Origin of the sequence: Desulfobotulus pelophilus, assembly GCF_026155325.1 — a bacterium.
Taxonomy (GTDB): domain Bacteria; phylum Desulfobacterota; class Desulfobacteria; order Desulfobacterales; family ASO4-4; genus Desulfobotulus; species Desulfobotulus pelophilus.
This window is the reverse complement of sequence record NZ_JAPFPW010000013.1, coordinates 1-26,572: the sequence shown is the minus strand read 5'-3', so window position 1 is coordinate 26,572 and position 26,572 is coordinate 1. Positions and strand designations below refer to the sequence as shown.

At 49.1% G+C, this 26,572-nt stretch carries 24 protein-coding genes and 2 tRNA genes; 4 read left to right on the top strand and 22 right to left on the bottom strand.

Annotation, left to right across the window (positions count from 1 at the left end; translation table 11 throughout):
* Positions 1-59: 59 nt before the first annotated feature.
* Entirely contained in the window at positions 60-962 is a 903-nt protein-coding gene (locus OOT00_RS11375; RefSeq protein ID WP_265425497.1) for a hypothetical protein, read from the bottom strand.
* Between the two features lie 211 nt (positions 963-1,173).
* On the opposite strand from OOT00_RS11375, the gene OOT00_RS11370 reads away from it, so the two are divergent.
* Genes OOT00_RS11370 through OOT00_RS11360 form a run of 3 tightly spaced genes read left to right on the top strand, consistent with a single transcriptional unit; the run spans position 1,174 to position 2,996 of the window.
* Positions 1,174-1,794: an RNA polymerase sigma factor gene (locus OOT00_RS11370; RefSeq protein WP_368407598.1), complete on the top strand. Its 621-nt coding sequence runs from the start codon at positions 1,174-1,176 to the stop codon at positions 1,792-1,794.
* Entirely contained in the window at positions 1,781-2,062 is a 282-nt protein-coding gene (locus OOT00_RS11365) for an anti-sigma factor family protein (protein ID WP_265425496.1), read from the top strand. Before OOT00_RS11370 ends, OOT00_RS11365 begins: the two co-directional genes overlap by 14 nt.
* 16 nt (positions 2,063-2,078) lie before the next feature.
* Positions 2,079-2,996, top strand: a complete 918-nt coding sequence (locus tag OOT00_RS11360) for an Hsp33 family molecular chaperone HslO (RefSeq protein ID WP_265425495.1) — start codon at positions 2,079-2,081, stop codon at positions 2,994-2,996.
* 87 nt (positions 2,997-3,083) lie between these two features.
* Here the strand turns inward: OOT00_RS11360 and OOT00_RS11355 are convergent, their stop codons facing one another.
* The 21 genes from OOT00_RS11355 to tig all read right to left on the bottom strand — a co-directional run bounded on the left by OOT00_RS11355 (position 3,084) and on the right by tig (position 25,287).
* The gene (locus OOT00_RS11355; RefSeq protein ID WP_265425494.1) at positions 3,084-3,698 is read right to left on the bottom strand and encodes an MBL fold metallo-hydrolase; all 615 of its coding nucleotides are present in this window, start codon (positions 3,696-3,698) and stop codon (positions 3,084-3,086) included.
* Positions 3,699-3,739: 41 nt separating this feature from the next.
* On the bottom strand, positions 3,740-4,444 hold the full coding sequence (locus OOT00_RS11350) for a TetR/AcrR family transcriptional regulator (protein WP_265425493.1): 705 nt from the start codon (positions 4,442-4,444) through the stop codon (positions 3,740-3,742).
* A gap of 304 nt (positions 4,445-4,748) precedes the next feature.
* Positions 4,749-5,036 carry a ferredoxin family protein gene (locus OOT00_RS11345; protein ID WP_265425492.1) on the bottom strand — a complete coding sequence of 96 codons (288 nt, stop codon included), beginning with the start codon at positions 5,034-5,036 and terminating at the stop codon, positions 4,749-4,751.
* The gene (locus OOT00_RS11340) at positions 5,033-6,319 is read right to left on the bottom strand and encodes an FAD-dependent oxidoreductase (protein ID WP_265425491.1); all 1,287 of its coding nucleotides are present in this window, start codon (positions 6,317-6,319) and stop codon (positions 5,033-5,035) included. Before OOT00_RS11340 ends, OOT00_RS11345 begins: the two co-directional genes overlap by 4 nt.
* Before the next feature lie 91 nt (positions 6,320-6,410).
* Positions 6,411-8,018: a sodium:solute symporter family protein gene (locus tag OOT00_RS11335; RefSeq protein ID WP_265425490.1), complete on the bottom strand. Its 1,608-nt coding sequence runs from the start codon at positions 8,016-8,018 to the stop codon at positions 6,411-6,413.
* A gap of 480 nt (positions 8,019-8,498) precedes the next feature.
* Complete coding sequence (locus OOT00_RS11330) at positions 8,499-9,449, bottom strand: FAD-binding protein (RefSeq protein ID WP_265425489.1); 951 nt, start codon at positions 9,447-9,449, stop codon at positions 8,499-8,501.
* A 12-nt stretch (positions 9,450-9,461) separates the two neighbouring features.
* Positions 9,462-10,235 (bottom strand): putative electron transfer flavoprotein FixA, encoded by a 774-nt coding sequence (gene fixA, locus OOT00_RS11325; RefSeq protein ID WP_265425488.1) that lies wholly within the window; start codon positions 10,233-10,235, stop codon positions 9,462-9,464.
* Positions 10,236-10,319: 84 nt separating this feature from the next.
* Positions 10,320-11,171: a MaoC/PaaZ C-terminal domain-containing protein gene (locus tag OOT00_RS11320; RefSeq protein ID WP_265425487.1), complete on the bottom strand. Its 852-nt coding sequence runs from the start codon at positions 11,169-11,171 to the stop codon at positions 10,320-10,322.
* Between the two features lie 119 nt (positions 11,172-11,290).
* Complete coding sequence (gene caiC / locus OOT00_RS11315) at positions 11,291-12,901, bottom strand: crotonobetaine/carnitine-CoA ligase (protein WP_265425486.1); 1,611 nt, start codon at positions 12,899-12,901, stop codon at positions 11,291-11,293.
* 85 nt (positions 12,902-12,986) lie between these two features.
* Positions 12,987-14,204 (bottom strand): L-carnitine CoA-transferase, encoded by a 1,218-nt coding sequence (gene caiB, locus OOT00_RS11310; RefSeq protein WP_265425485.1) that lies wholly within the window; start codon positions 14,202-14,204, stop codon positions 12,987-12,989.
* A gap of 106 nt (positions 14,205-14,310) precedes the next feature.
* Complete coding sequence (gene caiA / locus OOT00_RS11305) at positions 14,311-15,447, bottom strand: crotonobetainyl-CoA dehydrogenase (RefSeq protein ID WP_265425484.1); 1,137 nt, start codon at positions 15,445-15,447, stop codon at positions 14,311-14,313.
* Positions 15,448-15,482: 35 nt separating this feature from the next.
* Positions 15,483-16,997, bottom strand: coding sequence for an L-carnitine/gamma-butyrobetaine antiporter (caiT, locus tag OOT00_RS11300; protein WP_265425483.1), 1,515 nt, complete (start codon positions 16,995-16,997; stop codon positions 15,483-15,485).
* A gap of 220 nt (positions 16,998-17,217) precedes the next feature.
* The gene (locus OOT00_RS11295; protein WP_265425482.1) at positions 17,218-17,517 is read right to left on the bottom strand and encodes a hypothetical protein; all 300 of its coding nucleotides are present in this window, start codon (positions 17,515-17,517) and stop codon (positions 17,218-17,220) included.
* A gap of 13 nt (positions 17,518-17,530) precedes the next feature.
* Entirely contained in the window at positions 17,531-18,136 is a 606-nt protein-coding gene (locus OOT00_RS11290) for a hypothetical protein (protein ID WP_265425481.1), read from the bottom strand.
* A 90-nt stretch (positions 18,137-18,226) separates the two neighbouring features.
* Positions 18,227-18,733 carry a universal stress protein gene (locus OOT00_RS11285; protein WP_265425480.1) on the bottom strand — a complete coding sequence of 169 codons (507 nt, stop codon included), beginning with the start codon at positions 18,731-18,733 and terminating at the stop codon, positions 18,227-18,229.
* Between the two features lie 518 nt (positions 18,734-19,251).
* Positions 19,252-19,328: transfer RNA gene (locus OOT00_RS11280), tRNA-Asp, on the bottom strand.
* 7 nt (positions 19,329-19,335) lie between these two features.
* Positions 19,336-19,411, bottom strand: a tRNA-Val gene (locus OOT00_RS11275).
* An 80-nt stretch (positions 19,412-19,491) separates the two neighbouring features.
* Positions 19,492-21,837: an endopeptidase La gene (lon, locus tag OOT00_RS11270; protein WP_265425479.1), complete on the bottom strand. Its 2,346-nt coding sequence runs from the start codon at positions 21,835-21,837 to the stop codon at positions 19,492-19,494.
* Between the two features lie 147 nt (positions 21,838-21,984).
* Positions 21,985-23,238 (bottom strand): ATP-dependent Clp protease ATP-binding subunit ClpX, encoded by a 1,254-nt coding sequence (gene clpX, locus OOT00_RS11265; protein WP_265425478.1) that lies wholly within the window; start codon positions 23,236-23,238, stop codon positions 21,985-21,987.
* The gene (gene clpP / locus OOT00_RS11260; RefSeq protein ID WP_368407595.1) at positions 23,239-23,856 is read right to left on the bottom strand and encodes an ATP-dependent Clp endopeptidase proteolytic subunit ClpP; all 618 of its coding nucleotides are present in this window, start codon (positions 23,854-23,856) and stop codon (positions 23,239-23,241) included.
* 84 nt (positions 23,857-23,940) lie between these two features.
* Entirely contained in the window at positions 23,941-25,287 is a 1,347-nt protein-coding gene (gene tig / locus OOT00_RS11255) for a trigger factor (protein ID WP_265425477.1), read from the bottom strand.
* Positions 25,288-25,785: 498 nt separating this feature from the next.
* On the opposite strand from tig, the gene OOT00_RS11250 reads away from it, so the two are divergent.
* Positions 25,786-26,385, top strand: a complete 600-nt coding sequence (locus OOT00_RS11250) for an N-acetylmuramoyl-L-alanine amidase family protein (RefSeq protein WP_265425476.1) — start codon at positions 25,786-25,788, stop codon at positions 26,383-26,385.
* Positions 26,386-26,572: the final 187 nt, after the last annotated feature.

Here is a 26,572-nt window from a genome sequence, read left to right as displayed (position 1 = left end):
TCAGAAGGGTGAAGCGATTACTCTGAAACGCAAGGACAAAGCATGATAAGTAAAGACAATCATTCTTCATGGAAGCAGGAAAAATCCCGGCTTTCCACTTCTGTACCAGCAGGCAGAGAACCGGGCCACAGCCTGTACAGCAACCATTCCGCCAAGCAAAGGCTCTGCAGAGCCTGATCCGGATCCGCATCCACAACCCGGCTTCCGGATAAAAGCAGGGTTTCCATGGTCCCCCTCTCCAGTGCAGCCGCCACCCGCCTTGCCGCCAGCACCGTTCTCTCCAGATTCCGCCGACGGCGCAGCAGCGGCTCCGGCCAAAGAACTTCTTCGGATACTTCAGCCATCACCTCTGTGACCAGATGAAAATAATCATTAAAATAAGCACTGCCTCCTTCGCCTGACACCAGACGATCCAGCACTCTGGCCCGTTCCCCCACCGTATCCACACCACATGTCCAGAGCCGGAGCCAGCAATTTTCGGCAACCCCTTTCGGCAAACGGCTTCCCAGCTGCTCCCACAGGTAAACGTCCACCTTTCTCTGCAGAAAAAGCCTGTCCACTAATCGCCGGATCTCTTTTGCCGTAAAAGGAAATCTGAACTCCCAGCCTTCTTCAGAACTCATAGTGAAAGAGAGTCCTGCCTGCAGAAGGCTTCCTGCCACATCATATATGGCAGATTCCGACCATGGCCTGCCCGCCCATACGGGAAGCAAGCGCCTTCGAAGATCCTCTCCCGGAAAAAAACAAAGATCCCGGAGCATGGCCGCATTCCCATCTTCGGGGTCCACCATGGCTTCCGCTACCTCCCGTTCGCCCTGAAAACCCAGTGACTGTGCAGCAAAATCCAAGAGGTCTTCCCCCGGGCTTTGCGGGGTCACAAAATAATTCCGCAACAGAAACAGGAGTCTTTCCTTTTTCTTAGTAACGGGTATGGGGCTGTGGGTGTAACCCGGAACCAGCATCAGGGCTCCTTTCCTTTAATAGTGTGTGACACATCAAAAAGCATGGACTTTAAAAATACAATTCTTTAAAAGGAGAACAAGATGAAAGAGCTTCTTTCCCTGGTAGCCATTTTCGGCATCTGGTACTTTCTTCAGGTATGGCTACTGCCTAAAATGGGTGTTTCCACCTGACTGAAAGAGGCTTGTCAGGTGACAAGAACAGGAGAAAACCATCAAAACGACCACCAGCAACATCCCCCGGAAACAGGATCCGGATCTGGACCTGATTCTGGCCATCAATGAAGGGCAGGCGCACCTGTTTGAAGAACTGGTGCGCCGCTATCAGGACCGCCTGTATAATTTCGGACTGAGAATATGCAAAGATTCCCAGGATGCCGAAGATCTTGTTCAGGAAACATTCATCAACATTTTTAAATATATGTCCAGCTTTCGAAGGGAAAGTCTTTTCCGAAACTGGGTTTATAAGATTGCCGTAAGTGTGTGCATCAAAATGCGGCGCCGGTCCAGATACGCCCCGGAACAAGAACTTTCCCTGGAAGATGTGCTGCCTAAAGATGCCGCACAGGCTCCGGAAGAACTACCCCAGTGGGCCAAAGAACCGGCAGAAAGACTGCTAAATGAAGAACTGGGGGCTAAAATCAAAGAAGCCATCAATGCCCTTCCCCCCACGTACAGACTGGTTGTGGTTCTCCGGGATATGGAAGACTTTTCTACCGAGGAAACCGCACAGATCCTTGATATTTCCCAGGCCAATGTCAAGGTCCGGCTGCACAGGGCACGTTTTTACATCAGGGAAGCCATGAAAGGATATTTTGCCCATGACCCTTCCTGAAACTCCGGATATCCCCGCACATTGCCTTGCCCTTTTTGACAGGCTTTCCGCCTATGTGGATGGAGAACTGCACGGCGAAGCCCGCAGGGAGCTGGAAGACCACCTACAGAACTGTCCCAAATGCCGGGTCTGTCTCACAACCCTGTCCCAGAGTATTCGGATATGCAAACGGGTGGGTACCCGGCCTGTACCCGAAGCCCTTTCCCGAAAACTGGAAGCCCTTGCCCGCAAAATGGAAATGGAGCAACCTCCCTTTTCCGCCAACTAGTGAAAGCAGATTGTCCATGATCAAAAAAACGCCTATGGGCACCACAGTGAAAGATCAGCTCAGGGCCAATGCCCTGGATAAGGCCCATATTTTTATCCTTGCCAACGGAAGTATCCGCGGCTCTCTCATCCACGCAACCCGGATGGTCCATGAAATGAAGGGAAACCACGGGCTTGGAGTTCTGGAAACCCTGGTGCTGGGCCACGCCTACATGGCAACCGCCCTCATGGCCATGCCCCTCAAAGGGGAAGACCGTATCCAGCTCAAAATCTCCTGCTCCGGCCCCATAGGCGGCCTCCGTACCGAAGCCAATGCCCTGGGAGAAGTACGGGGCTATCTGCACAAAAACCCCATTCCCGTGCAAGACACGGTGAAGAACACGGATCTCTCTCCTTTTTTCGGCGCAGGCATCCTCACCCTTACCCGCCATACCCAGACCGCACGCCAGCCCTTTACCGGGCAGGTAGCCCTGGCCTATGGCAATATAGCCAAGGATGTGGCCCATTACTATGCCACATCGGAACAGACCCCCACCGCCCTGTCCCTCAGCATATACGCTGACTCCGGAGGCACTGTAAAGGGTGCCGGAGGTCTTCTTCTTCAGGCCCTTCCCGGAGCCACGGAAACAGATATCCTCACCCTTGAAGAAAGGGTGCAGTCCATGCCGAGCATAGGCGAGGCTTTTTTCAGGCAAGAAAAGGCTGACGACCTGATCCTGGAAACCTTCGCCGCCCTCAACCCTGCCATCATCGACCGGAGACGGGTAGAATTCTTCTGTCGCTGCAGTGAAGAACAGATGGGTATGTACCTGAAAGCCCTGCCCGAAGAAGACAGAAAAGACCTTCTGGCCAACGGACCTTTCCCTCTGGAAATTACCTGCCACAACTGCAACTCCATCTATCATTTCTCCCGGCAAGCACTGAAAAAAACGTAGACATGAGGCACAGACAGGAAACAGAACAGGCACACGGCAGAATTCCCTGTTCTGCTGTGTGCCTGCTACCCCATCCCCCGCAACAGTTCAGCACCAGGGATTGTATTTTTTTTCATGTGCAACGGTAGTGGAAGGACCATGTCCCGGATATAAAACCGTATCACCCGGCAGGGTAAGGATTGACCGTCGGATGGAGTGAGCCAAAACACTGGAATCTCCCCCCCTGAAATCTGTTCGGCCTACACTTTCCTTAAAAATAAGATCTCCAGTAAATGCAACCTTTTCTTCCGGAAAATAGTATGTCAGACTTCCCGGCGTATGACCTGGCGTGGACAGCACGCAACATTTTCTACCTAATATTTCAAGATCGTTTGTTTCAATTACTGTAAAATCAAGATCTTCTCCAAGCAAAGGATAGCCCCACCGGGGTCCTTCTGCCATTTCATCATTCACCATGAACGCATCACCGGAGCCAGCCATTATTTCAGCCCCGGTAACGGCAGAGAGAGCTGCCGCTCCGTAAAAATGATCTATGTGCATATGCGTGATGAGCACGTGTGTGAGACGAAAACCTTCTCTGTGAATCAAACCCTGCAAAGCATGGCAAATATCACCCGGGTCTACAAAAACAGCCTTCGCTCCTTCCGACAGAAGGTACCCATTGGTCTGAAAAGGCCCCAGGGTAAACAAACGTATATCCATAAACTTTCTCCATAAGACCACGTCAGCCAGCCTGGCCTTTTTTATATTTTCAAAGAATACTCACTAAGCAAATACCGATGCTCTGGTTCCATATAGCAACCAAGAACCTGCCGATAGTACTTCATTGTCAGTATCAAAGCAGGCTCTTTTTCCATTACACCCGACCTGACATCCTGCAGGATACTTTTATAGAATCTGAGACTCACATCATTAAAATCCTCAGCATTCTGTCTGGTGATGAAGCCATCTTGAATGCAATCTTCCAGCATCATGAAACTCCGTGCATAAATGCTGTTATGTTTATATATTTTATTCAATGGTACCGGCCATTCCTCCACTATTTTTTCCGGAAAAAGCTCATAATACTGTTGGGTATACAGCTCAAGCTTCTGGTCGCTGTGGGTAAAAAACAGCAGCTCGTAAATCTCAGGCTCGGCATAGGAGTACTCCGTAAAACATTTTGATACGGCCATGTATCTTTCAACAGAATTACGACAGTGGGCTATATAGTGGGGCAGAGCAGCATTGTATTCCTCCAGATAATTCATGGTGGCAAGAAACACCAGGTGATGGAGATTATCGAAGTAATTATACATTGTAGCGCTGGCATAACCGGCAAGGTCCGAAGCCCTGCGAATGGTAACGGCACCCACTCCCTCTTTTTTTATTATCTCGGCGGCGGACCCAACAAAATATTTCATGATGCGGTACTGCTTGATTCTGGCCCTCTCTTCGGATGATGGCATGTTTTTCCTTTCGGTTGAACGGTTTCTTCATTGCGCCTGGCAATCTCTAAAATATCAATACTAACTCCTGAACTGCTGAAAAAAGAATAAAAACCAGCAGAAAAACACGGCTGAAAACCGCAGGAGTTATGCGCAATGCACTCCCATAGCACCGAAGACATCCTCAGGCAATCCAGAAACCCGCAAAACACCACCTCCTGAAAACCACACAAACACACACCATGCCATCCCTCTACTGCAGGAGGGACTATCCTGGCACAACCCAGCATAAAAAAAGAACACGGTTTTGCTTCTGGCTTTTTCATCAACCATAGCGGAACTCAACTCCAAAGGTTCCATTGGGGTACTCCCATCTTTTAACGATGGTTTTTCCACAAAGAATGCGACAGGTTCCGCACTCAAGACAACCGGCATAATCAAAACGAACAGCCCCCTTTTCATCCCGTCTGTAAAGCCCGGCTGGGCATGCCGCCTCCAGCTTTGCATATTCTTGCAAAGAAGGGTTCTCCGCAATCTCAATGTGAGGATTCCCTTCATCCACAAAGAACTTATTAACGCCGAGCTTCACATCCACATTCACCCTTGTATTCATATTGACCTTACTCCTTTCCAACCGTCTTTGATCAGATTCATGAATCCGGCTTTTTTCAAATGAGGTATCATTTTTTTTCGCAGAGGACGGGAAGGACCATTTACGGTAAAGAGATCTTTCATCATTCCCGTCGCCATGGCAGGATAATCATTATACATACGGCGGTTATCCAGAAAAGAAGGAAGCTTCCTGTAAAGTCTAAGATCTTTCATGATAAAACTGCCATCAAGCTCCCTTTCGTAAACGGACAAGGAAGAAGCACCGAAATCAGCTCTTTGCCAGGCGTTGATAGCAGCCACAGCAGCTGCTTTCCCGGAAGCCACAGCCAGATCCATACCACGAACCGTATATCCTGCATTAAGGCAAAACCCTGCCGCATCACCAACAATTAAAACACCCTCCCCCACAAGCTTAGGCGCCATCTCCATTCCCCCCTCAGGCACTACATGGGCGGAGTACTCAACAAGCTTTCCTCCTTCCACAAGGGGCCTTACCGTTGGATGATTCTTAAAATCCTCCAGCATCTGAGGCACACTCTTAGCGGAACGGCCCGTATTATGCAGTCCAAAAACCACCCCAAGGGAGATACTGTCTTCATTGGTGTAAATAAATCCCCCGCCCATATACCCTGCGGATGGCATACCGGCAAAAAGCCACGCAGCACCATCCTTGTCGCAGCACCCGAAGCGATCATTCACCTTCTGCCTGCCCAGCTCGATAACCTCTTTTACTCCTACTGCGCAATGATGAGGCGTAACCGTATGCACCATTCCCAGCTTTTCACCCAGAAGAGAGTTCACACCATCGGCAAGGATAACCATATCCGCCTCCATCTCTTCCCCCCCTGCTATGACGCCACAAACCTTACCATAGCGCACCAGAAGATCGTCAACCCGTACACCCGTAACAAAGACGGCCCCTGCAGACTCTGCTTTTTCAGCCAGCCATGGATCCAGTCTGGATCTCAGCACAGAATAGGATCTTTCAGCAGGACTTCCACTGGCAGTTGAGGCATAGTCCAGGGTTACGCTGCTGGTTTCATCCATAAAGGAAATCTTTTCATGGACAATACAACGCTCTACGGGTGCATCATCGGCAAATCCTGGAAATATGGCCTCAAGACTGTGGGCATACAGCCTTCCACCCGTCATGTTTTTTGCACCTGCGAAGTTACCCCTTTCAATTACAAGGGTTTCCATACCAGCCTGGGCCATCAGAAAAGCAGCCGTACACCCGGCAAGGCCTGCACCAACCACAATAACATCAAATTTATCATCAGACATAAGTCCCCCTTACAACGGTATTACACCGATTTCTATCGTTTATTCTGAACAGAATTCGATTTCCTCTTTGTCATCAGGTTTCCGGCATCCTTTAAGCAGCTCCGGAACTCAAAAAACCATGATAAGGAAAAACCCAATACGTCAGCAGAAAGAAGGTAATCAGGAAGCCACCCACAACCATCCCCCACCCATACATCCTGTCAATTCTGTAATCCTCATCCCGGGTCTCAGATTCTGGGATTTGATGCATTTTTTTCAGAAAACGGACTTCTTCACTACTCCTTTTCTGATTGCGTGAACCCAAAAATCCCAGCAGTATGCTTATGCCAAGGCCAATAAAAAACGGATTCACAACAGGACCAGAAGTCAGCCCCAAAAAATCACTGGCAATCTCCAGCACCAGATAACCTGTGAAACCTCCCAGCATGGAATAGTAGGCCCCACGCTCCGTCAGCCTACGGCTCCACACACTGGCAAACGCTACATACCCCCAGGACGCAGCAATAATGGTACTGGCAAACCAGGTGGTTACCCGAATATCAGAAACATTGAAACTGGCCAGGGCAAGGGTAATCAAGCCGACAAACAAAACCGTAAAACGGGTAAAAAGCAGCTGGGCTTCTCCCGATTTAAACTTCATATCAAAAACATCACTGGACAGACTGAAACTGACTACAGATAAAAATGTTGACGCCGAGGAAAGGCCCGCCGTCATGATACCCGTAAGCAGAACCACTCCCACCAGCTTTGGAACCAATTCAAAAGCAGCCCACAGAATGACGCCCTCAGGGGGATCCAGACCGGGATTCAGCAAAAGCACACTCACTGCCATCAGATAAAGGTACAACAGAAAGAAAGTGGTCAGGAGGGCTGCTATGACACCGGATCTGAAAACAACATGCTCATTTCTGGCCATCAGATTCCGACCGGCCTGCCAGGGACTGACCCCCACGGCAATCATCCAGACAAACCCCATGCTAATGGCATACGTCATCATATCCAGTTTTGATCCACCACCCGTATTTCCATGATAATCCAGCAACCCATCTGGTGTATCCGCACTGCTGGCAAGATTGACTACCAGACTGCCCACCCCTCCGGCAGCTTTCAATACAAAAAAACCGGCAAGAACAGTGGCCGCAAGAAAAAATATGCACATAAGAGTGTCAGTGATAACCACCCCTCTTGATCCCGAATAAAAAGTAAAGGCCGTAAAGCATATCCATGATATGGCAAGGCAGGAAAAGCGGCTGAACCCGGTAAGGGTTTCCATCAGCAGGCCCGTCCCCTGTATGACACTCAAGAGATAGGCGGTAAGAGAAATAACGGTTATCAAACCGGAGAAACGTCGGATGCGCTTACTGTTGAATCGCTGACCGAAATAAGAAGGCATGGTGTCTACCCTCGCTCTGCGGATATAACGCCCGAAGAAAAGGGGACCCAAAACATAACCGCAGGCACACAGGGCATTGATCAGAATCATCGTTGTTATATTGCCGGTATAACAGTAGGCCGTATCGCCCAGAAACCCGTTCGTACTCAGCATGGAGGCAAAAAGGGTACCAGCGATCAGAAGGGTGGGAGCATTTCGTCCGCAAACATAATAGTCCTCAACACTCCTGACCTTTCTTCCGGCATACATGCCAATCAGGAGATACAAGACAATGCTAAAAAGAACTCCAGCGGTGTATATTGACACAATATCACCTCCACTCAGGTTCTTTTTCTGCCGGGCCTGTTCCGGCTCTGCTCCCGGTGCAACCACCCGACCAAAACCAAACCAGCAGCAGCTAAACAGCCACCAATGAAAATAGAAAAAACGATCTCTCCCATAGCTCCTCCGCTCTGCAAGCACCGCCCCTTTCGGGACCAGTCTGCGCTCACGTTATGTCTATGGCTTTCTCCCAGTCAGCGCCCCCCTGCTTCAAAAAAGTACCTGCCCTCCAGATACCAGCCCAAGGTCCGAAAGCCGCCCGACCACCCCTGTCCAGAAACCATCGCAGCCGTTACAAAAGAAATGCAACGGCAGCCATCTCAAAAAAAGTGATCTTTCTTCTTATTCCGGAAAATAACAGCACGGACCTGCCAGCATAAAGGACCAGCCTTTCCGTGCTGCCATTCCAATGAGATTCTTGAAAAGGCTGGGCACTGTCTTCACATATAGCCATATCAAGAAATATCAGTCCTGATTACTTTTGAAAGCCTTAACAAGGGCAGGCACAACCTTATAGAGGTCACCAACGATTCCATAATCAGCATACTGAAAGATAGGGGCATTCTTATCCTTGTTCACAGCAACAATACTCTGGGAACCATTGGCTCCAACCATATGCTGAATCTGGCCGGAAATTCCCAGAGCCATATAAAGATCCGGTTTGGGCATGACGCCGGAAATACCGATATAACGTTCATGCTCCATCCACTTCTCACCCTCTGCAATCGGGCGGGAACATCCAAGCTCAGCATCAATGACGGAACAAAAATCCTCCACCATGGCAATATCTTCCTGCCTGGCAATCCCCCTGCCTATCCCTACCACACGCCTGGCCCGGGCAAGATCCACCCGGCTTCCTTCCCTCGGACGACGCTCCGTGCAACGAACGGATACGGCTGGTTCAATATAATCAAGCTTCACAGCCTCTCCCGTTCGGGATGTATCAGGCTCTGCGGGACTATACGTGCCACCGGCGATAACGGCTATGGAGACAGCTGACTGCACCCTTTCCGCGCCAATGGCCAGACCACCCAACACCATACGCTTGCCATGGACCTTACCATCTTCCGATGACAACTCCGACACATCGGTCATCACCCCGGCCCCAAGCCTGACACCCAAAAGAGAAGCCAGACCCTTGCAGCACCTTGTCCCGGGCATCATGATCAGAGACCTTCCACCCTCCCCGGCTATAACAGCAGCCATGGTATCCGCATAGCTTTCGATCAGTCTGGATTCTTCTTTTTCTATAAAATAAACCTTTTCTGCACCCAGGGCATATGCCAAAGTTACAGCCTCTTCAGATCCAACCACAAAAACGGATACCTTTTCTCCCAGCTGCAAGCCCCCGGCTATCACCTCCGGCAAACGAGAATCGGAATCACTGAACACCCATACATTCGACACCTTGCTCATATCCCCCCCGTATCAGTTCAGAACTTTACGCAAATGATTAATAAATTCAGAAATTTTTTCTTCGCTATCGCCTTCAACTATCAATTTTTTCCGCTCTTTCTGCCTGGGAGCTTTTACTTCCACCATGTCAACAAGAACGGAAGACGACAAGGGACCAAGATCTTCGGCGGCCATCACCGTAACGGGTTTTTTCGCCGCACTAAGAATGGCTTTCATACCAGGAATGGCCGGCACATTGATGTCCGTTGAAACGGAAATAACCGCAGGAAGGGGAATTTCAAGAACTTCCACCACACTTTCCAGAACTCTCTCTACCCTCAACGTTCCTGCTTCCATACCGAGAATCCTGCTGACTCCACTCACAGCCGCGACTCCAAGAAGCCCACCCGTCCGCATAGCGACCTGCTGGGCATACAGATCTCCCGAACCATCACCACAGATCAACAGGTCAAATCCCATACCACGGACTGATGCGGCCATAATTTCTGCTGTTTTATGGGGAAGAATTCCGCTGAAGTCATCATCCATTACCAGGATCAGATCATCAGCCCCTCTAGACAGAATATCTTTTCTTGCTTTGGTATTTTCCAACTCTCTGCCGCCGATACTCAGCGCAGTAACCGTTCCTTCTTTAGCATGATTTCTGAGCTGAACGGCCGCTTCCATGGCATTCAAATCAAAGGGACTTATCTTATAAGATGCCTTGCCCATTTCCAGAGAGCCGTCTGCCTCAATGCGAATATCCTGCTCCTCAGGAACCAGCTTACAAGCCACAACAATTTTCATATCCCATTTTCCTTCCTATATAAGATGATCAACCCTGGACTGTTTTTTCCGAAGTTTTTCTGGACATCGGCAGACAGGGTATGGCTATTTCCACTCTGCCAGGGCAAAATTCAGGTATATTTTGTCTGGATGGTCTGCATCAACAACCCTGAAGTGAATAGAGTTATCATCCCACTTCCACATCTGAGTTTTAATGGTAACACCGGGATATAGGGGCTTGGTAATACGGGTCTTAAAGCGTGTAAGCCGCTCCGGCTCACCAGGGATGAAGGTTTTAATAATGTGACGGCAAGCGAAGCCAGCTGTACTGACAGCGTGAAGGATGGGCATTTCATGTCCATTCTCCCGGGCATATTCCCAGTCTATGTGCTGAGGATGATAGTCCCCGGAAAGGCGATATATCAGTGCCTGATTACGAGGAACACATTCAACAACTTCATAGTCAGGACTCCTTTCAGGTATTTCCACCAGATCCTGAGGGGCTTTAGGGCCTCCAAAACCGCCATCGTACAGAGCGCAGTCCCAGCTTTCATTGGTAAACAGCTTTATTCCATTCTCATCAAACGTTTCTCCAATGTGCTGAGCCAGACAGCCACGTCCCTCTCCGCGATCGTACAGTCCCTTCAACAACACATGGGTACTCAGGGTCCCGGACAGGCTGGTAATCGGTTGATGAAACTGCAGATCAAAACCCCAGTGAAGGGATCCACCCCAATCAAAGCCGTAATCAATGGTTTTTGTAACCTCACTGTCCACGATTGGCATAGCTGCAAACATTGGAAGCACCTTGAGATCCTTTTCATAAACATACGCAAGGTCCGTTTTACCGTCTGCGCCGGCACCACATCCAAGGGCAAACAGAATCAGCTCCCGAAAATCATACTTGCGTACAAAGGGTCCATAGGTTTTTCCCTGCATATCCAGCTTCAGTGCCATGATTACCTCCTTATTTTCACGCTACCATTAAAAAATCAAAGACTATTTTATAACCATGATCATTTTTATTGCCCAAAAAATCTCCCTGCCCTCATAAAAAAATTACGGGCTTATGCGTCTTACGCCAGACCACACTCCACAGAACTACTTTTTCCTGACAACCCAAGGGTTTCTTCCCGGAGCAGATTCTTGCGAACCTTGCCCGTACAGGTTCTTGGAAAACTTTCTCGAATTTCTACAGAACCAGGAAGCTTGAACTTGGCAATATGCATGGAGCAGTATTCCAGAAGCTCCTTTTCACTCACCTGTTCCCCCTCCTTCGGAATCACAAACGCCTTGATACTTTCATCACAAATGGTGTCCGGAACGCCTATCACAGCCGCCTCCATCACCTTAGGATGATCCTGCAGAAAGCACTCTATCTCCGTACTGGAAATATTCTCCCCAGACCTTTTAATCACATTTATCTGACGATCCACAAAATAAAAGTACCCATCTCCATCCATATATCCCCTGTCACCCGTGCGCAGCCAACCCTCTGCATCCAGGGCCTTTGCCGTAGCATCGTGGTCCATATAGTACTCCTTAAAAAGAGTTCTGCCCGGAACACCTTTGATGCATATTTCACCGACACAACCAGGCGACACTTCCATACCGTCACAGCCAATAACCTTTACTTCATACCCAAAACCAGGCCTGCCCATGGAGGGCCACCGCCGCTCATCTCCCGGGCAGTCTCCAATGACACCGACAATGGATTCCGTCATGCCATAGGAAGTCAGAAACCTGACATGAAAACGCTCAACAAAAGCTTCTTTTTCCTGTTCCGTCAGAGTCAGATAAAAGAAAACCTCCCGCAGACAGTGATCTTTTTCCCATGATCTCTGAGGTTGCAGCATCAAGGTCCTCACCATAAGAGGGATACATTCCGTTATGGTTGCCCTGTGAATACACACCTGCTGCCAGAATTTTCGGGCACTGTAGCTTTCCAGCATGATAAATGTTGCACCCGATGCGAAGGTCGGCATAGCTGCCGTACACTGAAAATCAATATGCCATGCCGGCATCATGGTGAGGTATCTGTCTTCGGACCTCATGCAACATTGCCATGCTGTGTAACGACCGGCAAACAGGAGGTTATGGTGAGTAATGACAACGCCCTTGGGCTTTGATGTAGTGCCGGAAGTAAACAGAATTTCGGCAGGGGCATCAGGGGAAACTAAAAACTTCTCTGCCAGACCAGAGCTCTGATTTTTCAAAAGAGTATTAAAATTCAGGCAACCGGCATGTTCTGTGTCTCCATCCAGCCGGGCAATCAGCACGATTTCAACACTTCTTTCGTTATCACTGCATTTTCTCCCATGCAGATGCAGAAAAGACTCCTCCACCACGATAGCTTTTGGCCGGCACTTCTCCAGGATGTAGGCACACTCACTTTCCTGGTAATGAACGTTCAAAGGAACACTGACCGCTCCAAGAAAAGAAAGACCAAACCAGGCTATAAGAAATTCTGGACTGTTATGAAGCTGCAGCAGAACCCTGTCACCACTTTCAATGCCTAAGCCATGAAACAGATTGGCAGCCCTGCATATCTCCGCATTCAGATCGGCATAACTATACTCGCAGGTGCGGCCTGAACTGTCTTCAAATACCAGAGCTGTTCTGCTGCCATAAAGGAGGGCAAGCTTTTCCCAAAAACATCCCAGCGATTTTTCTCCTACTATATCCACAATTCCCCACCTCCCATACAGGGACCGGCATAAAAACAGTCGCCATTTTGCCTCAAGCGATGATCACTGCCGATTCATGAGATCCCTACCCCGGCATCGCTATGATGTTCTTATCAAGCAAAGCCGTTATCTCTTCTTCGGAATAACCAATCTCCCCTAAAATCAAGGCCGTATCCATACCTTTAGAAGGCAGGCCACGCCATATTCTGCATGGCGCATTCGTAAATCGGGGCATAACGTTCGGCCCTCTGACCTTGCTGCCATCCATAGCATCCCACTCCGTCAGGGACTGGCGCGCGATGTACTGAGGATTATATTCCAGCTCGGGAACAGTGAGAACCTTGGCGCCAGCCACTTTTATGCCCGCCAGTATTTCAAGAGCTTCGGCGGCCGTTTTCTCAAGAAAAAAAGCATCCAGCTTTTCTTCAAAGAGCCCGGCCACAGAATTCTCTCTGGCTATCAGCTGAGTTCCTTCAGGAAGAGATTCACTACCTAGGTGTTCGGAAAGACCCAGAATCTCAAAAATACTCTCCACCTGAGGTTCACCAACTATTTCTGTAACAATATATCCATCTTTACAGGTATAAAGTCCGCAGCCGGCCCATATTGGATCTTTACCCTTTGTCATACGCGGACAGAGCTCTCCACCATTAAAATAATCCATCATGTAGTACTGCCCAACCCTCAGCATGGCTTCATACATGGCCACATCGATACTTTCTCCAACCCCGGTTTTACGGGCATTCAGGAGAGCCGCCAGCGCAGAACTGACAACCGTAAATCCGGAAATATAGTCGGCTGTATAGGGAAATGAGGGCATGGGCTGATCCTTGTCACCGTTCTGAATAAGATAGCCACTGAAAGCCTGAGCTATGGTATTGTATGCTGCAAGATTGGTGTACTCTGGAACTCCATGCTGACCGAACCCGGAAAGATGTGCAATGACGAGAGCTTTGTTATGCTTCCACAACAACTCATCAGTGATCCCCCTGCGGGCAAAGGCCGGGCCCTTACTGGACTCAATAAAAATGTCCGTTGTCTCCATGAGCTTTAAAAAAATCTCTTTTCCCTCATCTGAAAAGATATTCAAAGACAGAGCATGAAGATTACGACGGGACAAGTGAGGGTAATTCTTCTGAACCCGGATAGTGTCACCATAGGCAACATTTTCTATCCAGATTACCTCCGCACCCCACTCTGCAAGCATCTGTGCAGCAAATGGACCGGCAATCTCAATGGCAGAAAAAACAACTCTCACCCCTTGAAGGGGACCAAATTCAGGTGTATTCAGTGCTTGCGTCATACCCATACCTCATATTTCTGTGGCTGCTCCGAAACCACACTCCTTTCAACATTCAAAAAAAACCAGGGAATGGCTCTGAGCAGCGAATGTTCACGGCACCACTTCCCTACCGATACGCTTTAAGAACGGAGCGGCCCAAGGTAAGAATCTGCATTTCATCCGATCCACCGGAAAGCCTGTCTATACGCAGATCACGCCAAAAACGGGATACGCGGTGCCCTCCGGCCACGCCAATGCCTCCCAGAACCTGCATGGCTGAATCCACAACTTCAAAAGACGCATTGGCACAGAAATACTTGCACATAGCTGCATCGCCAGAAGTGGCAGTTCCCTGATCAATTTTCCAGGCAGTCTCATACAGCATGTTCTTCATACTGTTTAACTTGATGGCCATAAGGGCAAACTTTTCCTGGATCAGCTGCGTTCTTCCGATGGCTTCCCCAAACTGAACCCTCTGGTTCGCATACTTTGCCGCATCTTCAAAAGCACAGTAAGCCACTCCGTAGTTTGTGCAGGCCACAAGAAAACGTTCCGCATCAAACTCTTCTTTTACACGGTTAAAACCATTGCCCTCTTTACCGAAGAGATCTGTCTCCTCAAGTTCCACGTTATCAAAAATAACTTCACAGCAACTGTCCATGCGTAACCCCAATTTTTCAAGGGGGTTCAGCTTGATACCGGGCTTACTCATATCCACGAACCACTCTGAAAAGACGGGTGCTTCTGCCAAACCATCCCTTGCCATCACAACAAGATAGGGAGCATACTGACTACTGGTGATAAAGCACTTGTGCCCGTTGAGATAAACCTTGCCATCTTTACGGGTATAAGTCGTTTTCAGGCTGCCCACATCGGAACCGGCACCGGGCTCGGTAATGGCTGAATTCCACATTTGCTTGCCGGTTCCCCGGAAGGCGAATATTTTATCAATCTGATCCTGTGTTCCTTCCCGCAGAATCGTATTGAAACCGGGAAGCTGATACAGCACATAGGTAGGCCCTCCCAATCTTCCCAGCTCTTCCCATATGGCGGTGAGGGTAACCATACTGGCATCCATACCACCATGCTCTTCTGGCAGCATCATGGTGTCCACGCCCAGATCAGCCAGCTCTTTCACCCATCTTTCAGGATACTGGTGTTTTTCATCACACTCGGCAAAATAGCCTTCCCAGGCATCCCTTTCCATAAGCTCCCGGACACCGGCCACAAACAATTCCTGCTCATCACTCAGCTTGAAATCCATAAGAAACCTCCTCGTTTTGAACGGATGATATCCAACTACCAGCCGCTGCGTTTTGCATCCTTAAAAAAAGCTATAATAATCATAATGTTAACAAAATACAGAGGACAACCGCCCGCAATAATGGCGGTCTGAATAGGACGCAGACCACCCAGAGCCAAAAGAGTTATGCCGATAATACCCACAAGCACAGACCAGCCAACACGAACCCATACAGGAGGCTCTTCATAACCGCTGGCTTCTTTGCATGTGGACATGGCAAGGGTATAAGAACAGGCATTGACAAGGGTCACTGTGGCTATGAAACAAAGAAGAAAAAAGCCCCAAACTGTGATGGTACTCAGGGGCAGGGCAGCCCATGTCTGGACAATTGCGTAGGGCACACCATTGGATTCGATCAAAGCAGGCAGATCCAGAATACCCTGATTCATGATATTCATTGTATTGCTTCCAAGGATGGTCCAGAGAATCCAGGTTGATGCGGTAAGCCCACCTACCATACCAAGGCAAAGCTCACGGACTGTTCTTCCTCTGGAAATGCGGGCAAGAAAAATACACATCTGGATTCCATAAACAATCCACCACGCCCAGTAAAAAACAGTCCAGTTTTGGGGAAAACTGCTCTCGCCAATGGCATCGGTATAAAACAGCATGCTCCCGAAACTACTCAGCAGTACTCCCACAGAGTCCGTAAAATAGTTCACGGTAAATGTTGTTGCCCCAATAATCAGAACCCATGCAAGTAGAATAATACTGAGATAGCTCCTAAGATCACTAGCAATCTTGATCCCTTTCTGAAGGCCGAATGCCACACAGACCGCATTGAATACTATCCAGCATGAAATGATCGCCGCATCCACTGCAAAGGTTCTTTGTATGCCGAAAAGATATTGAATACATTCCGTTACAAGGGGTGTTGCAAGCCCCAGACTGGTACCCATGGCGAGAATCAGGGCAACAATGTAGAGATTATCCACAGCTACTCCGAACAATCCCCTGCAATGCTTTTCTCCTACAACGGCTTCAAGGGTGCCACTGGGCCTTATGACATTAATCTTTTTAACAAACATGAAATAACCAAAGGCAACGGACAGGAGGCTGTAGGTTGCCCATGGCAAGGGTCCCCAGTGGAAAAGACTGTAAGCAAGGGAGTAGTTTTTGGCATCAACAGAAAAAGGCTCAAAACCGAAGGGAGGAGTTGCCACATAATAATATGCCTCTATGCAACCCCAGAAGATGACCGCAGCGGATGTGCAGGATGCAAACATCATAAAAATCCAGCTCAAAGTACTGAATTCTGGCTTCTCATCGCCCAGCTTTTTGCTCGCCAAAGGACCGAAAACCAACCAGACCCAGCCAATGAGCATGGCTACCATGTACCATTCGAAAGCCCATCCCCAGGAGTGGGTTACATAATGAAAAACGGCATTGATAACCCTGTTGGACGCATCAAGATCTCTCACCGTAAGGTAGCAGAGAAGAACAACAATGATCAGGGATGGGAAAAAAACCTTGGGATCAATTTGTATTTTTTTGCTTTCATTTGCATCCATGGGCAACTCCATCTTAATTTTTTAAATAAATATCACCACCCGCTCTCTCTCAGACCAGCAACAACCCCAAACACAATCCAATAAAAATCTATAGCCCCTAAATAACACGCAAACCACTTGCAACTTCAAACTCGCCAGCCAGACATGAACCTGGAACAAACTACAAAATCTCTTGTTACTTAGCCTGACATGACATGGCATAATCATGTTTGTTTTGCAATCACATTTTTTTAATGATCACGATCATTAAAAAGCATCTAGAAATAACATTTTGATTTAAAAAATAATCCAATCGATTCCCCCCGTCCATGAACCCCATATACACCATACCGCACAGCTTCTGGCTACCCACCAACACCAGGCAGCATTCCCAGACAAACGCATAAGGATTAAAAGCTGCCCCTGTCAAAGCCATCCACTGATGGGATGCATCGTATACCCCTGCTTGCAAAGCAAAAAAAAAGCCTTCCCTTTCGGGAAGACCTTTTTTGCCACTGTAGCTACCTGCACAAAAAAACAATCAGCAACAGCTCTTAAAAGCGAATTTCGTAACCCAGAAGCACATTATAATCATCCTTGGACCAGCTGTGACCCTTATCCTCAAACTTGGCGGAAAGCCTCCGAAAATCAAGACGGATGGTGGCATTGCTCAGCACATGGAACCCAAGTCCCGCCCTTGCCTCCCAATAATATTCACCCTCCTGCCATGTCAGAGGCTTGGGAGAAGCTGCAAGCTGGCCATCTACGCTGACTGGGATGGGCAATGGATTCAGCCCCGCATCCAGCTCATACCCCATACCGAAAAGAAAAGCGAGGCCGGTTGCCGAATTATCCAGATGCCCGCCGCTTTTTTCTGCATCCAGATAAAAACCTTTAAAACCAACAAGATACCGGATTCCCGGCATGAAGTTGTCATTCTTTACGGCAAAAATACCGGAAAGCATTGTAAAATCATCATCTTTATAAACCCCTTCCGCACCAAGGGCCATGGCACCGTATCCGGTTCCCGTATCCATATCCGCCATCAGAGAACCAGCAACACTGGACTGATTCACGTACAAAGAAGCACCAAAACCAGCATAGGCAGGTATGGCGGCAAGCAAAATCAACAGCGCACAACCCAATCCAAAACGTTTCATGATTCTCCCTTTTTCATCTGAAAAATGTAATGATCTTTTTACTCCGTTTTTCATGCCGCCCATAACCACGGGCGACATACAAACCAGAAACTACACCGGCGGCTCAAGCCTGACAACGAGAACAGGAACAGGGCAACGACGAATAACTCCGTTGGCCGTACTGCCGAGAAGCAGGTCCTCAAACTTGCTGTGCCCCCGGGTCCCCATAACCACAACATCATAGCCTCCTTCAACGGCCGTATCAATGATGGTTTTGACGGGATGACCAACCTTTACCATCACACTCTCGCATGAAGCCAGACAGTCACCCACTTCGCCCTTCAGCTCCAGGCAGGTTTCCCGGATGCGTTCCAGAACCGCATCCTTTGCACCAGCAAGACGCTCATTGGTCAGGGACCGCCACCTGTCAATACCAAAATAGAGATCCATATCAATACCGGTAGAAAGTGTCATTTCCTCGTAGATATCCGGTATGACATGGAGACTTGACATTTCTGCGCCGTATCGGCCCGTAAGACTCACAGCATAGCGCATGGCATCCCGGGCTGTTTCCGAAAGATCTGTGGCATAAAGAACTTTTTTAATGGAATGGTACATGGAAACCTCCTTGGTGAAGTCAGCAAAACCTTTCCGAACGTTTATTTTTTTTGCAGCAAAAATCTTACCATCAGGAACTCCGGACATGACGGGCTCTCGACAATTAAAACGCAAGCCTTTACGTCATTTTATTCATGCACTGAATCCGGGGACTTCCCTGCCGGATAGAGAAAAGAGAACCCAATACACTTTATCTACAGCATGGCTCCTTTCATGCTCGCGACCTCTCACACAGGGTACTGTCATTCAGCGCCCGTACAGACAGGGGTGCTTCCATGAAACATTTGGCCTCTAGTCCGCCTCTCACCTAGTGTATTGTAGAAAATACCAACATCAAAAATCAAGAAATAAGAAACAAAAACTATTTGAAAGACAAGCAGAGCCCCTAATGGACAGAACACAGAGAGCCATAACGTGAATGACATAGACGGGATAAAGGAAGGGAATAAAGGAAGGGAATAAAGGAAGGGAATAAAAAAAGACCTGCAGCTTGTAGCCTGCAAGTCTTTATTTTTTGTTGGCGGGAGCGACGGGACTCGAACCCGCGACCTCCGGCGTGACAGGCCGGCGTTCTAACCAACTGAACTACACCCCCTTGATGGTGGTGGGCGAAACAGGGATCGAACCTGTGACCTACGGCTTGTAAGGCCGTTGCTCTCCCAGCTGAGCTATTCGCCCCTTTGTGACAATCTTTCCATCACAAAAGCGAGATCTATCTACCAGCAAGACATTTCCCCGTCAAGCAAAAAAACATCTTTTTATATTTTCTTCCGCTTTTTTTTCTGCGGCTCCAGTGGCAGCAACGCCAGCTCCAGTACCTCATCCATATGGCTTACGGAAATCAACTGCACACTCCTCAAAACGGACGCCGGTATATCTTTGAGATCCTTACTGTTTTCCTTAGGAAACAGAATTTTTTCAATGCCTCCCCTGTGGGCCGCAAGAACTTTCTCCCGCAGACCACCGATAGGCAACGCCCTCCCTCTCAAAGTAATCTCTCCGGTCATGGCCACATTTCTGTCCACAGGCCTCCCCGTAAGGGAAGAAACCAGAGCCGTACAGATGGCGATACCTGCACTGGGACCATCTTTGGGTACCGCACCTTCAGGAAAATGAATATGCAAATCCTTTTCCTTATAAAAATCCGGATCAATCCCAAAGTCCTCACTTCGAAAGCGCACATAGCTCACGGCGGCCCTTGCGGATTCCTTCATGACATCCCCAAGCTTACCCGTAACCGTCACCTCGCCCTTACCCGGCATCAGCACGGTTTCTATGGTAAGCAGCTCACCACCGGTCTGTGTCCAGGCCAAGCCGGTAACCGTACCCACATAGTGCTCTTTTTCTACCCGGCCAAACCGGTACTGATCTGCTCCCAGATATTTCCGCACGGCCGCCACATCAATGGAAAAAGGCGGCTTTCCAGACCCCCGCACAAGATCCCGGGCTACCTTTCTGCAGACAGAAGCCAGCTCACGTTCCAGATTCCGCACGCCCGCCTCCCGGGTATGATGCCGGATAATATGATATACCGCATTACGGGTAAAATGAATCTGGGGCGCCTCCAGACCATGCCGGACAATCTGCTTGGGAATCAGGTGCTCTTTTGCTATGTGATATTTTTCAATTTCCGTATAACCGGAAATACGGATAATCTCCATACGGTCCTGCAGAGGAAGAGGAATATCATGGAGAGTGTTGGCTGTGGTGATAAACAGAATTTCCGAAAGGTCATAGTCCAGATCCAGATAGTGATCATTGAATGTGGCGTTCTGTTCCGGATCCAGCACCTCCAGAAGAGCTGCTGACGGATCGCCCCTGAAATCCATGCTCATCTTATCCACTTCATCCAGACAGAAAACCGGATTTCGGGTTCCAGCTTTTTTAAGACACTGGATAATTTTCCCAGGCATGGCTCCAATGTAAGTGCGGCGGTGCCCACGGATTTCCGCCTCGTCACGAACACCGCCAAGAGAAAGCCGTACGTATTCACGACCCGTTGCCCGGGCTACACTCCGCGCCAGAGATGTTTTTCCCACACCCGGAGGACCCACAAAGCAGAGAATAGGCCCCCTGATTTTCTGTACAAGGCTCTGTACAGCCAAATATTCCAGAATCCGTTCCTTAGGCTTTTCCAAACCATAATGATCGGCATTCAAAACACCTTCGGCCTCATCCAGATCCGAAGACAGCTCTGAAAGCTCATTCCACGGAAGGTCCAGAATCCAATCCACATAATTGCGCACCACAGTAGCCTCCGCAGACATCGGAGACATCATTTTAAGCTTACGAATCTCCGCCCTGACCTTGGCCTCCGCCTCTTCCGAAGGTTGCTTTTCCTCCAGGCGACCTTCAAGAACTTCTATTTCTTCCAGAGCATCTTCCGCATCTCCCATCTCTTTACGTATGGCCCGGATCTGCTCATTGAGATAGTAATGGCGCTGATTTTTTTCCATCTGCTTTTTTACCCGGGATCGAATCTTCTGATCCATGGTAAAGATTTCCGTTTCCGTCCGGATCAGATTCACCAGAAGTAACATCCGTTCCGACAGATTTTCGGTTTCAAGGAGCTGCTGTTTGTCACTGATCTTAAAACTGAACTGGGCAGCAACGGCATCACTGAGATGGGAAGGATCCAGAATTGCCTCAATGGCATCCAGCGTTTCCGAAGATGTTTTTTTGTTCACACTGGCATATTCCCGGTAACTTTCCATCACCGCACGGACCAGAGCCTGAGCCTCTGAAGGCTGAACGCCCGTATCCTCAAGGCTCTCTACCTCAACGCGAAAAAAACCTTCCTCCGTCTCCTCACAGGCCAGCATCCGAGCCCGGCAATCTCCTTCAACAAGGGCCTTCACCGTTCCATCAGGGAGCTTCAGGAGCTGCAGAACCCGCCCCACACAACCCACCGCTGCCAGATCCTTTTCTTCAGGATCATCCACGTTCGCTTCGGCCTGAGACGTAAGAAATACCCGCCGGTCATCATTCATGGCCGCAGAAAGGGCATGAATCGATTTTTTTCGGCCAACAAAAAGAGGGGCTACCATGTGGGGAAAAAGCACCATATCCCGCAGTGGAAGCAGGGGAAGCGTCAATACCGCCATATCTGTCATCCTCGGATTAAAAACACCCGGAAAAATGAAACATGCTCATATCCCGGGAAAAAGATTATGGACACACAGGGCACAAAAAAAGGCTTCAGACCGCAGCGGGAAAGACTGCGGCCCAAAACCCTTGCTCCTGTTTCTGCCCTATGCCTGCTGTTTGGACTGTGCATATAAAAGAATGGGCTCCTCCTTGTTCAGAACCACTTCTTCACTGATTACACATTCCTTCACATTTTCCAGGGATGGAATCTCGTACATGATGTCCAGCATGATATTTTCAAGAATGGCCCTGAGCCCCCTTGCTCCCGACTTTCTGCGGACAGCCTCTTTGGCAATGGCTACCAGGGCTCCATCCGTAAAACGCAGGCTCACGCCCTCAAAAGAGAACAGCTTCTGAAACTGCTTGACCAGTGCATTCTTGGGTTCCTGCAGAATCTTAACAAGAGCATCTTCCTTCAGCTCCTCAAGGATGGCAATCACGGGAAGTCGCCCCAGAAATTCCGGAATCAGGCCAAACTTCACCAGATCTTCCACTTCTGCCAAGTGCAGCAACTCAGAGGCAGACTTGTCTCCCGGTTTGGTAATCTTGGCTCCAAACCCCATGGATTTCTGACCTATACGCCGCTGAACAATCTTATCCAGCCCTGTGAACGTTCCCCCACAGATAAAAAGAATGTTGGAGGTATCCACCTTCACAAAATCCTGCTGCGGGTGCTTGCGGCCTCCCTTGGGAGGAACACTGGCTGTGGTTCCCTCAATAATCTTTAAAAGGGCCTGCTGCACACCTTCCCCGGACACATCACGGGTAATGGAAGGGTTGTCTCCACGGGATGCAATCTTGTCAATCTCATCAATATAAACAATGCCACGCTGAGCACGCTCCACGTCATACTCAGCATTCTGCAGCAAAGAGAGGATGATATTTTCCACATCCTCTCCAACATAACCCGCTTCCGTAAGGGTGGTAGCATCCGCTATGGTGAAGGGTACATCCAGAAAGCGGGCCAGTGTCTGTGCCAGAAGAGTCTTGCCGCTACCCGTGGGACCAATGAGAAGGATGTTACTTTTCTGAATTTCCACCTCATCATGGGCGCTCTGTCCGCTTGCGGATTCCAGCCTGCGGTAATGATTTCTTACCGCAACCGCCAGCGTTTTCTTGGCCGCATCCTGCTCGATCACATAATCATCCAGCCGATCCTTGACTTCCTTGGGCGTCAGCAGATGCTCAGGAGCTTCCGGAGATTTTTCCCCTTCTTCTTCTATGATCTCACTGCACAGCTGGATGCATTCGTCACAGATATAGACAGCAGGACCTGCGATGAGCTTCCGGACATCCTTCTGGCTTTTGCCGCAGAACGAGCAGTAAAGCTTGTCCCCGGTATCGCCGTTATCCGTCATTTAGCCCTCCGTTTTTTCGATAATAGCCGCAAGATCATCCCGGCTGGCCACCACATGGTCGACAATGCCGTAAGCTTTGGCTTCCTCACCACTCATAAAATGATCCCGGTCCGTATCCGCTTCAATGGACGCAAGATCCCTCTTGGTATGTCTGGCAAGAATATGATTCAGCGTATCTTTAATTCTTAAAATTTCACGAGCCTGAATCTGAATATCCGAAGCCTGTCCCTGGGCTCCACCCAGAGGCTGATGGATCATGATACGGGAATGGGGCAGGGCATACCGCTTACCATCAGCCCCCGCAGCCAGAAGAAGGGCCCCCATGCTGGCTGCCTGACCGATACACACCGTGACCACATCCGGCTTAATATACTGCATGGTGTCATAAATGGCCATGCCGGCCGTTACCACACCGCCGGGAGAGTTAATATAAAAATTGATTTCTTTTTCCGGATCTTCGGACTCAAGAAACAGCAACTGGGCCACAATGAGATTGGCAATCTCGTCATTTACTGCGGAACCGAGGAAAACAATACGATCCTTGAGAAGCCGCGAATAAATATCGTATGCTCTCTCGCCTCTGCTGCTTTGTTCCACAACCATGGGAATCAGCGGCACGACGACCTCCCTTTTCTCCCTGTTAGGCCCGATATCTGCATGATACACCGGAAGGGGCAGACCCCTTCCGCACGGGCAAAATCATCAGGCTTCAGCACCCTCATCATCCGCAGCCTCAACCGCTTCAGGGGCAACCTCTTCAATAACACTATTTTCTAAAATAAGCTGTATGGCCTTTTTTTCAAGCAGGGTATGCTGTAAAAATTCAAGTTTTTCCGGGTTGCTCTCATAAAAACCACGGATAAGATCCACAGGCTGGTTGAAATTTCTGGCCAGCTCCTCAAGTCCAGCCTCAACCTCATCTTTGTCCAGACTCAGTTTTTCCTGATGGATGATGGCCCCCAGAATCAGATGACGACGCACCTGCTTTTCCGCAAGCTCACGATATTCATCCGCCAGAGTTTCCCGCGTCTGACCCAGCTGCTCAAAGGTAACCCCATTGGCAGAAAAAGCCCTTTCCGCCTCTTCCAGAATTCCCTCCAGCTCATAGTTTACCATGACGTCCGGAACCTCAAAACTGGTTTTTCCTATAAGCTCTGAAAAAATCTGCTCATTCACTTCCTGCTCAATGCGTTTGTCATAGCCCTGCTGCAGATTTTCCCTGATTTTTTCCCGGATATCCTCCACGCTTTCAAAGGCACCAAAATTTTTGGCAAAATCAGCATCCAACTCCGGAAGAATTTCCTCATGAATGGATTTCAGAGTCACCGTAAAGGAGATGGTTTTACCTGCAAAGGCCTTGTTGATATACTGATCGTCATAGCTGACGTCAAAGGTACGCGTTTCACCGACAGCCATGCCCTCCAGATTTTCATCAAAGGCAGGAGAAAGGGTATTCCGGCCGAGAAGGTAGGCATGATTCTCCGTTACAGGGGTCCCGTCAAAGACGTCTCCACCCACAAGGCGGCCCTCATAGTCTATGAGGACAAAATCTCCTGCTCTCGCAGGTCTTTCCTCTGTAATAGGCACCTTTTTAGCAAGGTTTCTACGCAGCATTTCAATCTGACCATCCACCTCCTCTTCACTGAAGGCGTACAGGGTTTTACGGATGGCAATGCCCTTAAAATCCACTTCTCCAATTTCCGGCCGAACCTCCAGAGTAATGCCGACCTTCAGAGGTTCTTTTTCATTAAAGACGTCAAGATCTGGTGCATCGATATCCGGAGTACCAATAAAGTTCAGGTTATTATCACGCACAGCGCCCACAAATGCATCCTGAATCAGCTTTTGGGAAACATCGGCGTGAACATCTTTTTTATACATGCGCTCCAGTACGGAACGGGGTGTCTTGCCGGGACGGAAACCCTTAATCTTCACGGTTTTCTTCAGATCCTGATAGGCGGCGTCCACTGCCTTGGCCACCGTTTCACCTGGAATCTCAATGTGCAGGGTCTTTTTGACCGTGCTCAGATCTTCTACCGTAACTTGCATGATGATCCTTTCTTCGTAAAAACCCTAAGCGCCCATGGGGGCCTGCTGATAACGAATCCAAAATGGTTTTCTGCGCCGGAATCTGGGCGGGCATACAGGCCATTCCACCCCGAAACTGCCTTTACCATAAAAAAACAAAAAACGCCTAAAACATTTATTGTTTCAGACATTTTTAGACCCACGACATACTTTCATACCCACTGTTCCCTGTGCATGACAAAGTCCGGCTTGACGGAACCAACATGTTTACCCTACTATTTAACCTTTGGACAGTACCAGCCCCAACCCGCATAAGGGCAAGGCTGAGAGCAATCTTTTAAATTTAATCACGACATCCATATGTGTCAAGAAAAAAGCCACTTCCAGACGCACTGCAAAACCTCAAGGGCAAACACCCGAAACAAATATATTTTTTTTGTTTTGCTGTTTGTCTCGTGCTTCCTTTACCCTGCCGCCGGTACAGCAAAAAATTTTTCCACCACAACAGGTAAGCCGGTTGTGGTTCTTGATCCTGGCCACGGAGGCGGAGATGTCGGCGTGGAAGGCATGGCCGGTGCGATGGAAAAGACCATCACTCTCCGGCTGGCTCTCGCCATCCAGAAGGAACTGAAGGAACACTGCACCCTGATCATGACCAGAGAGAGGGATAACAACCCGAACATGGTCCAGCGCGCTGAAAGCGCCAATCGATCCGGCGCAGACCTTTTCATCAGCCTCCATACAGGGTCCGCATCCAGCCAGTCTCCGGGTTCCATCCGAATCTTCCACCTGCCTCCTGACCCGGCCGGTGCAGATGCAGCCGCCACCCCGCTATGGGACCATGGCGCCCTGCCCTACAACCGCCAGAGCGCTCTTCTGGCACAATCTCTGGCGGAAGCCCTGACCTCCAGAGAAATTCCAAGAAAAACAAGTGTCCAGCAGGCCGATATGTTCATGCTCAAACCCCTTACCATGCCCGCCATACTCATTGAAGCAGGCAACCTCACATCACCGCAGGACGCTTTGTGGCTAATGGATTCCGGCAACCAGCAAGCCCTGGCGAAGGCCATAGCCAGAGGGGTACGCAACCACATAGACAGCTTTATCCAGACTCCCTAGCCTTACAGAACCCCGGCAACCCTGATCTTTCATCAAAAAAAACAAAAAAACCCGTTGATCCTGTAAAAACAGGATGACAGATTGATTGCGACAAACAAAACCTATCACCAACGAGGTGCAATCAATATGACACAAGGCATACTGGGGTAAGTTGAAAATATCGGACACCAAAGTTATCATCCAACCA

Excerpts from the sequence above, each read along its gene's own strand:
- OOT00_RS11360 (WP_265425495.1), top strand. The coding sequence starts at position 2,079 with ATGATCAAAAAAACGCCTATGGGCACCACAGTGAAAGATCAGCTCAGG.
- OOT00_RS11320 (WP_265425487.1), bottom strand. The coding sequence starts at position 11,171 with ATGGCACTGAAGCTGGATATGCAGGGAAAAACCTATGGACCCTTTGTA.
- fixA (WP_265425488.1), bottom strand. The coding sequence starts at position 10,235 with ATGAAAATTGTTGTGGCTTGTAAGCTGGTTCCTGAGGAGCAGGATATT.
- lon (WP_265425479.1), bottom strand. The coding sequence starts at position 21,837 with ATGGCGGTATTGACGCTTCCCCTGCTTCCACTGCGGGATATGGTGCTT.
- OOT00_RS11340 (WP_265425491.1), bottom strand. The coding sequence starts at position 6,319 with ATGTCTGATGATAAATTTGATGTTATTGTGGTTGGTGCAGGCCTTGCC.
- OOT00_RS11350 (WP_265425493.1), bottom strand. The coding sequence starts at position 4,444 with ATGCCATCATCCGAAGAGAGGGCCAGAATCAAGCAGTACCGCATCATG.
- OOT00_RS11375 (WP_265425497.1), bottom strand. The coding sequence starts at position 962 with ATGCTGGTTCCGGGTTACACCCACAGCCCCATACCCGTTACTAAGAAA.
- tig (WP_265425477.1), bottom strand. The coding sequence starts at position 25,287 with ATGCAAGTTACGGTAGAAGATCTGAGCACGGTCAAAAAGACCCTGCAC.
- OOT00_RS11345 (WP_265425492.1), bottom strand. The coding sequence starts at position 5,036 with ATGAATACAAGGGTGAATGTGGATGTGAAGCTCGGCGTTAATAAGTTC.
- caiA (WP_265425484.1), bottom strand. The coding sequence starts at position 15,447 with ATGGATTTCAAGCTGAGTGATGAGCAGGAATTGTTTGTGGCCGGTGTC.
- clpX (WP_265425478.1), bottom strand. The coding sequence starts at position 23,238 with ATGACGGATAACGGCGATACCGGGGACAAGCTTTACTGCTCGTTCTGC.
- OOT00_RS11290 (WP_265425481.1), bottom strand. The coding sequence starts at position 18,136 with ATGAAACGTTTTGGATTGGGTTGTGCGCTGTTGATTTTGCTTGCCGCC.
- caiB (WP_265425485.1), bottom strand. The coding sequence starts at position 14,204 with ATGACGCAAGCACTGAATACACCTGAATTTGGTCCCCTTCAAGGGGTG.
- OOT00_RS11365 (WP_265425496.1), top strand. The coding sequence starts at position 1,781 with ATGACCCTTCCTGAAACTCCGGATATCCCCGCACATTGCCTTGCCCTT.
- OOT00_RS11285 (WP_265425480.1), bottom strand. The coding sequence starts at position 18,733 with ATGTACCATTCCATTAAAAAAGTTCTTTATGCCACAGATCTTTCGGAA.
- OOT00_RS11330 (WP_265425489.1), bottom strand. The coding sequence starts at position 9,449 with ATGAGCAAGGTGTCGAATGTATGGGTGTTCAGTGATTCCGATTCTCGT.
- caiT (WP_265425483.1), bottom strand. The coding sequence starts at position 16,997 with ATGGATGCAAATGAAAGCAAAAAAATACAAATTGATCCCAAGGTTTTT.
- OOT00_RS11355 (WP_265425494.1), bottom strand. The coding sequence starts at position 3,698 with ATGGATATACGTTTGTTTACCCTGGGGCCTTTTCAGACCAATGGGTAC.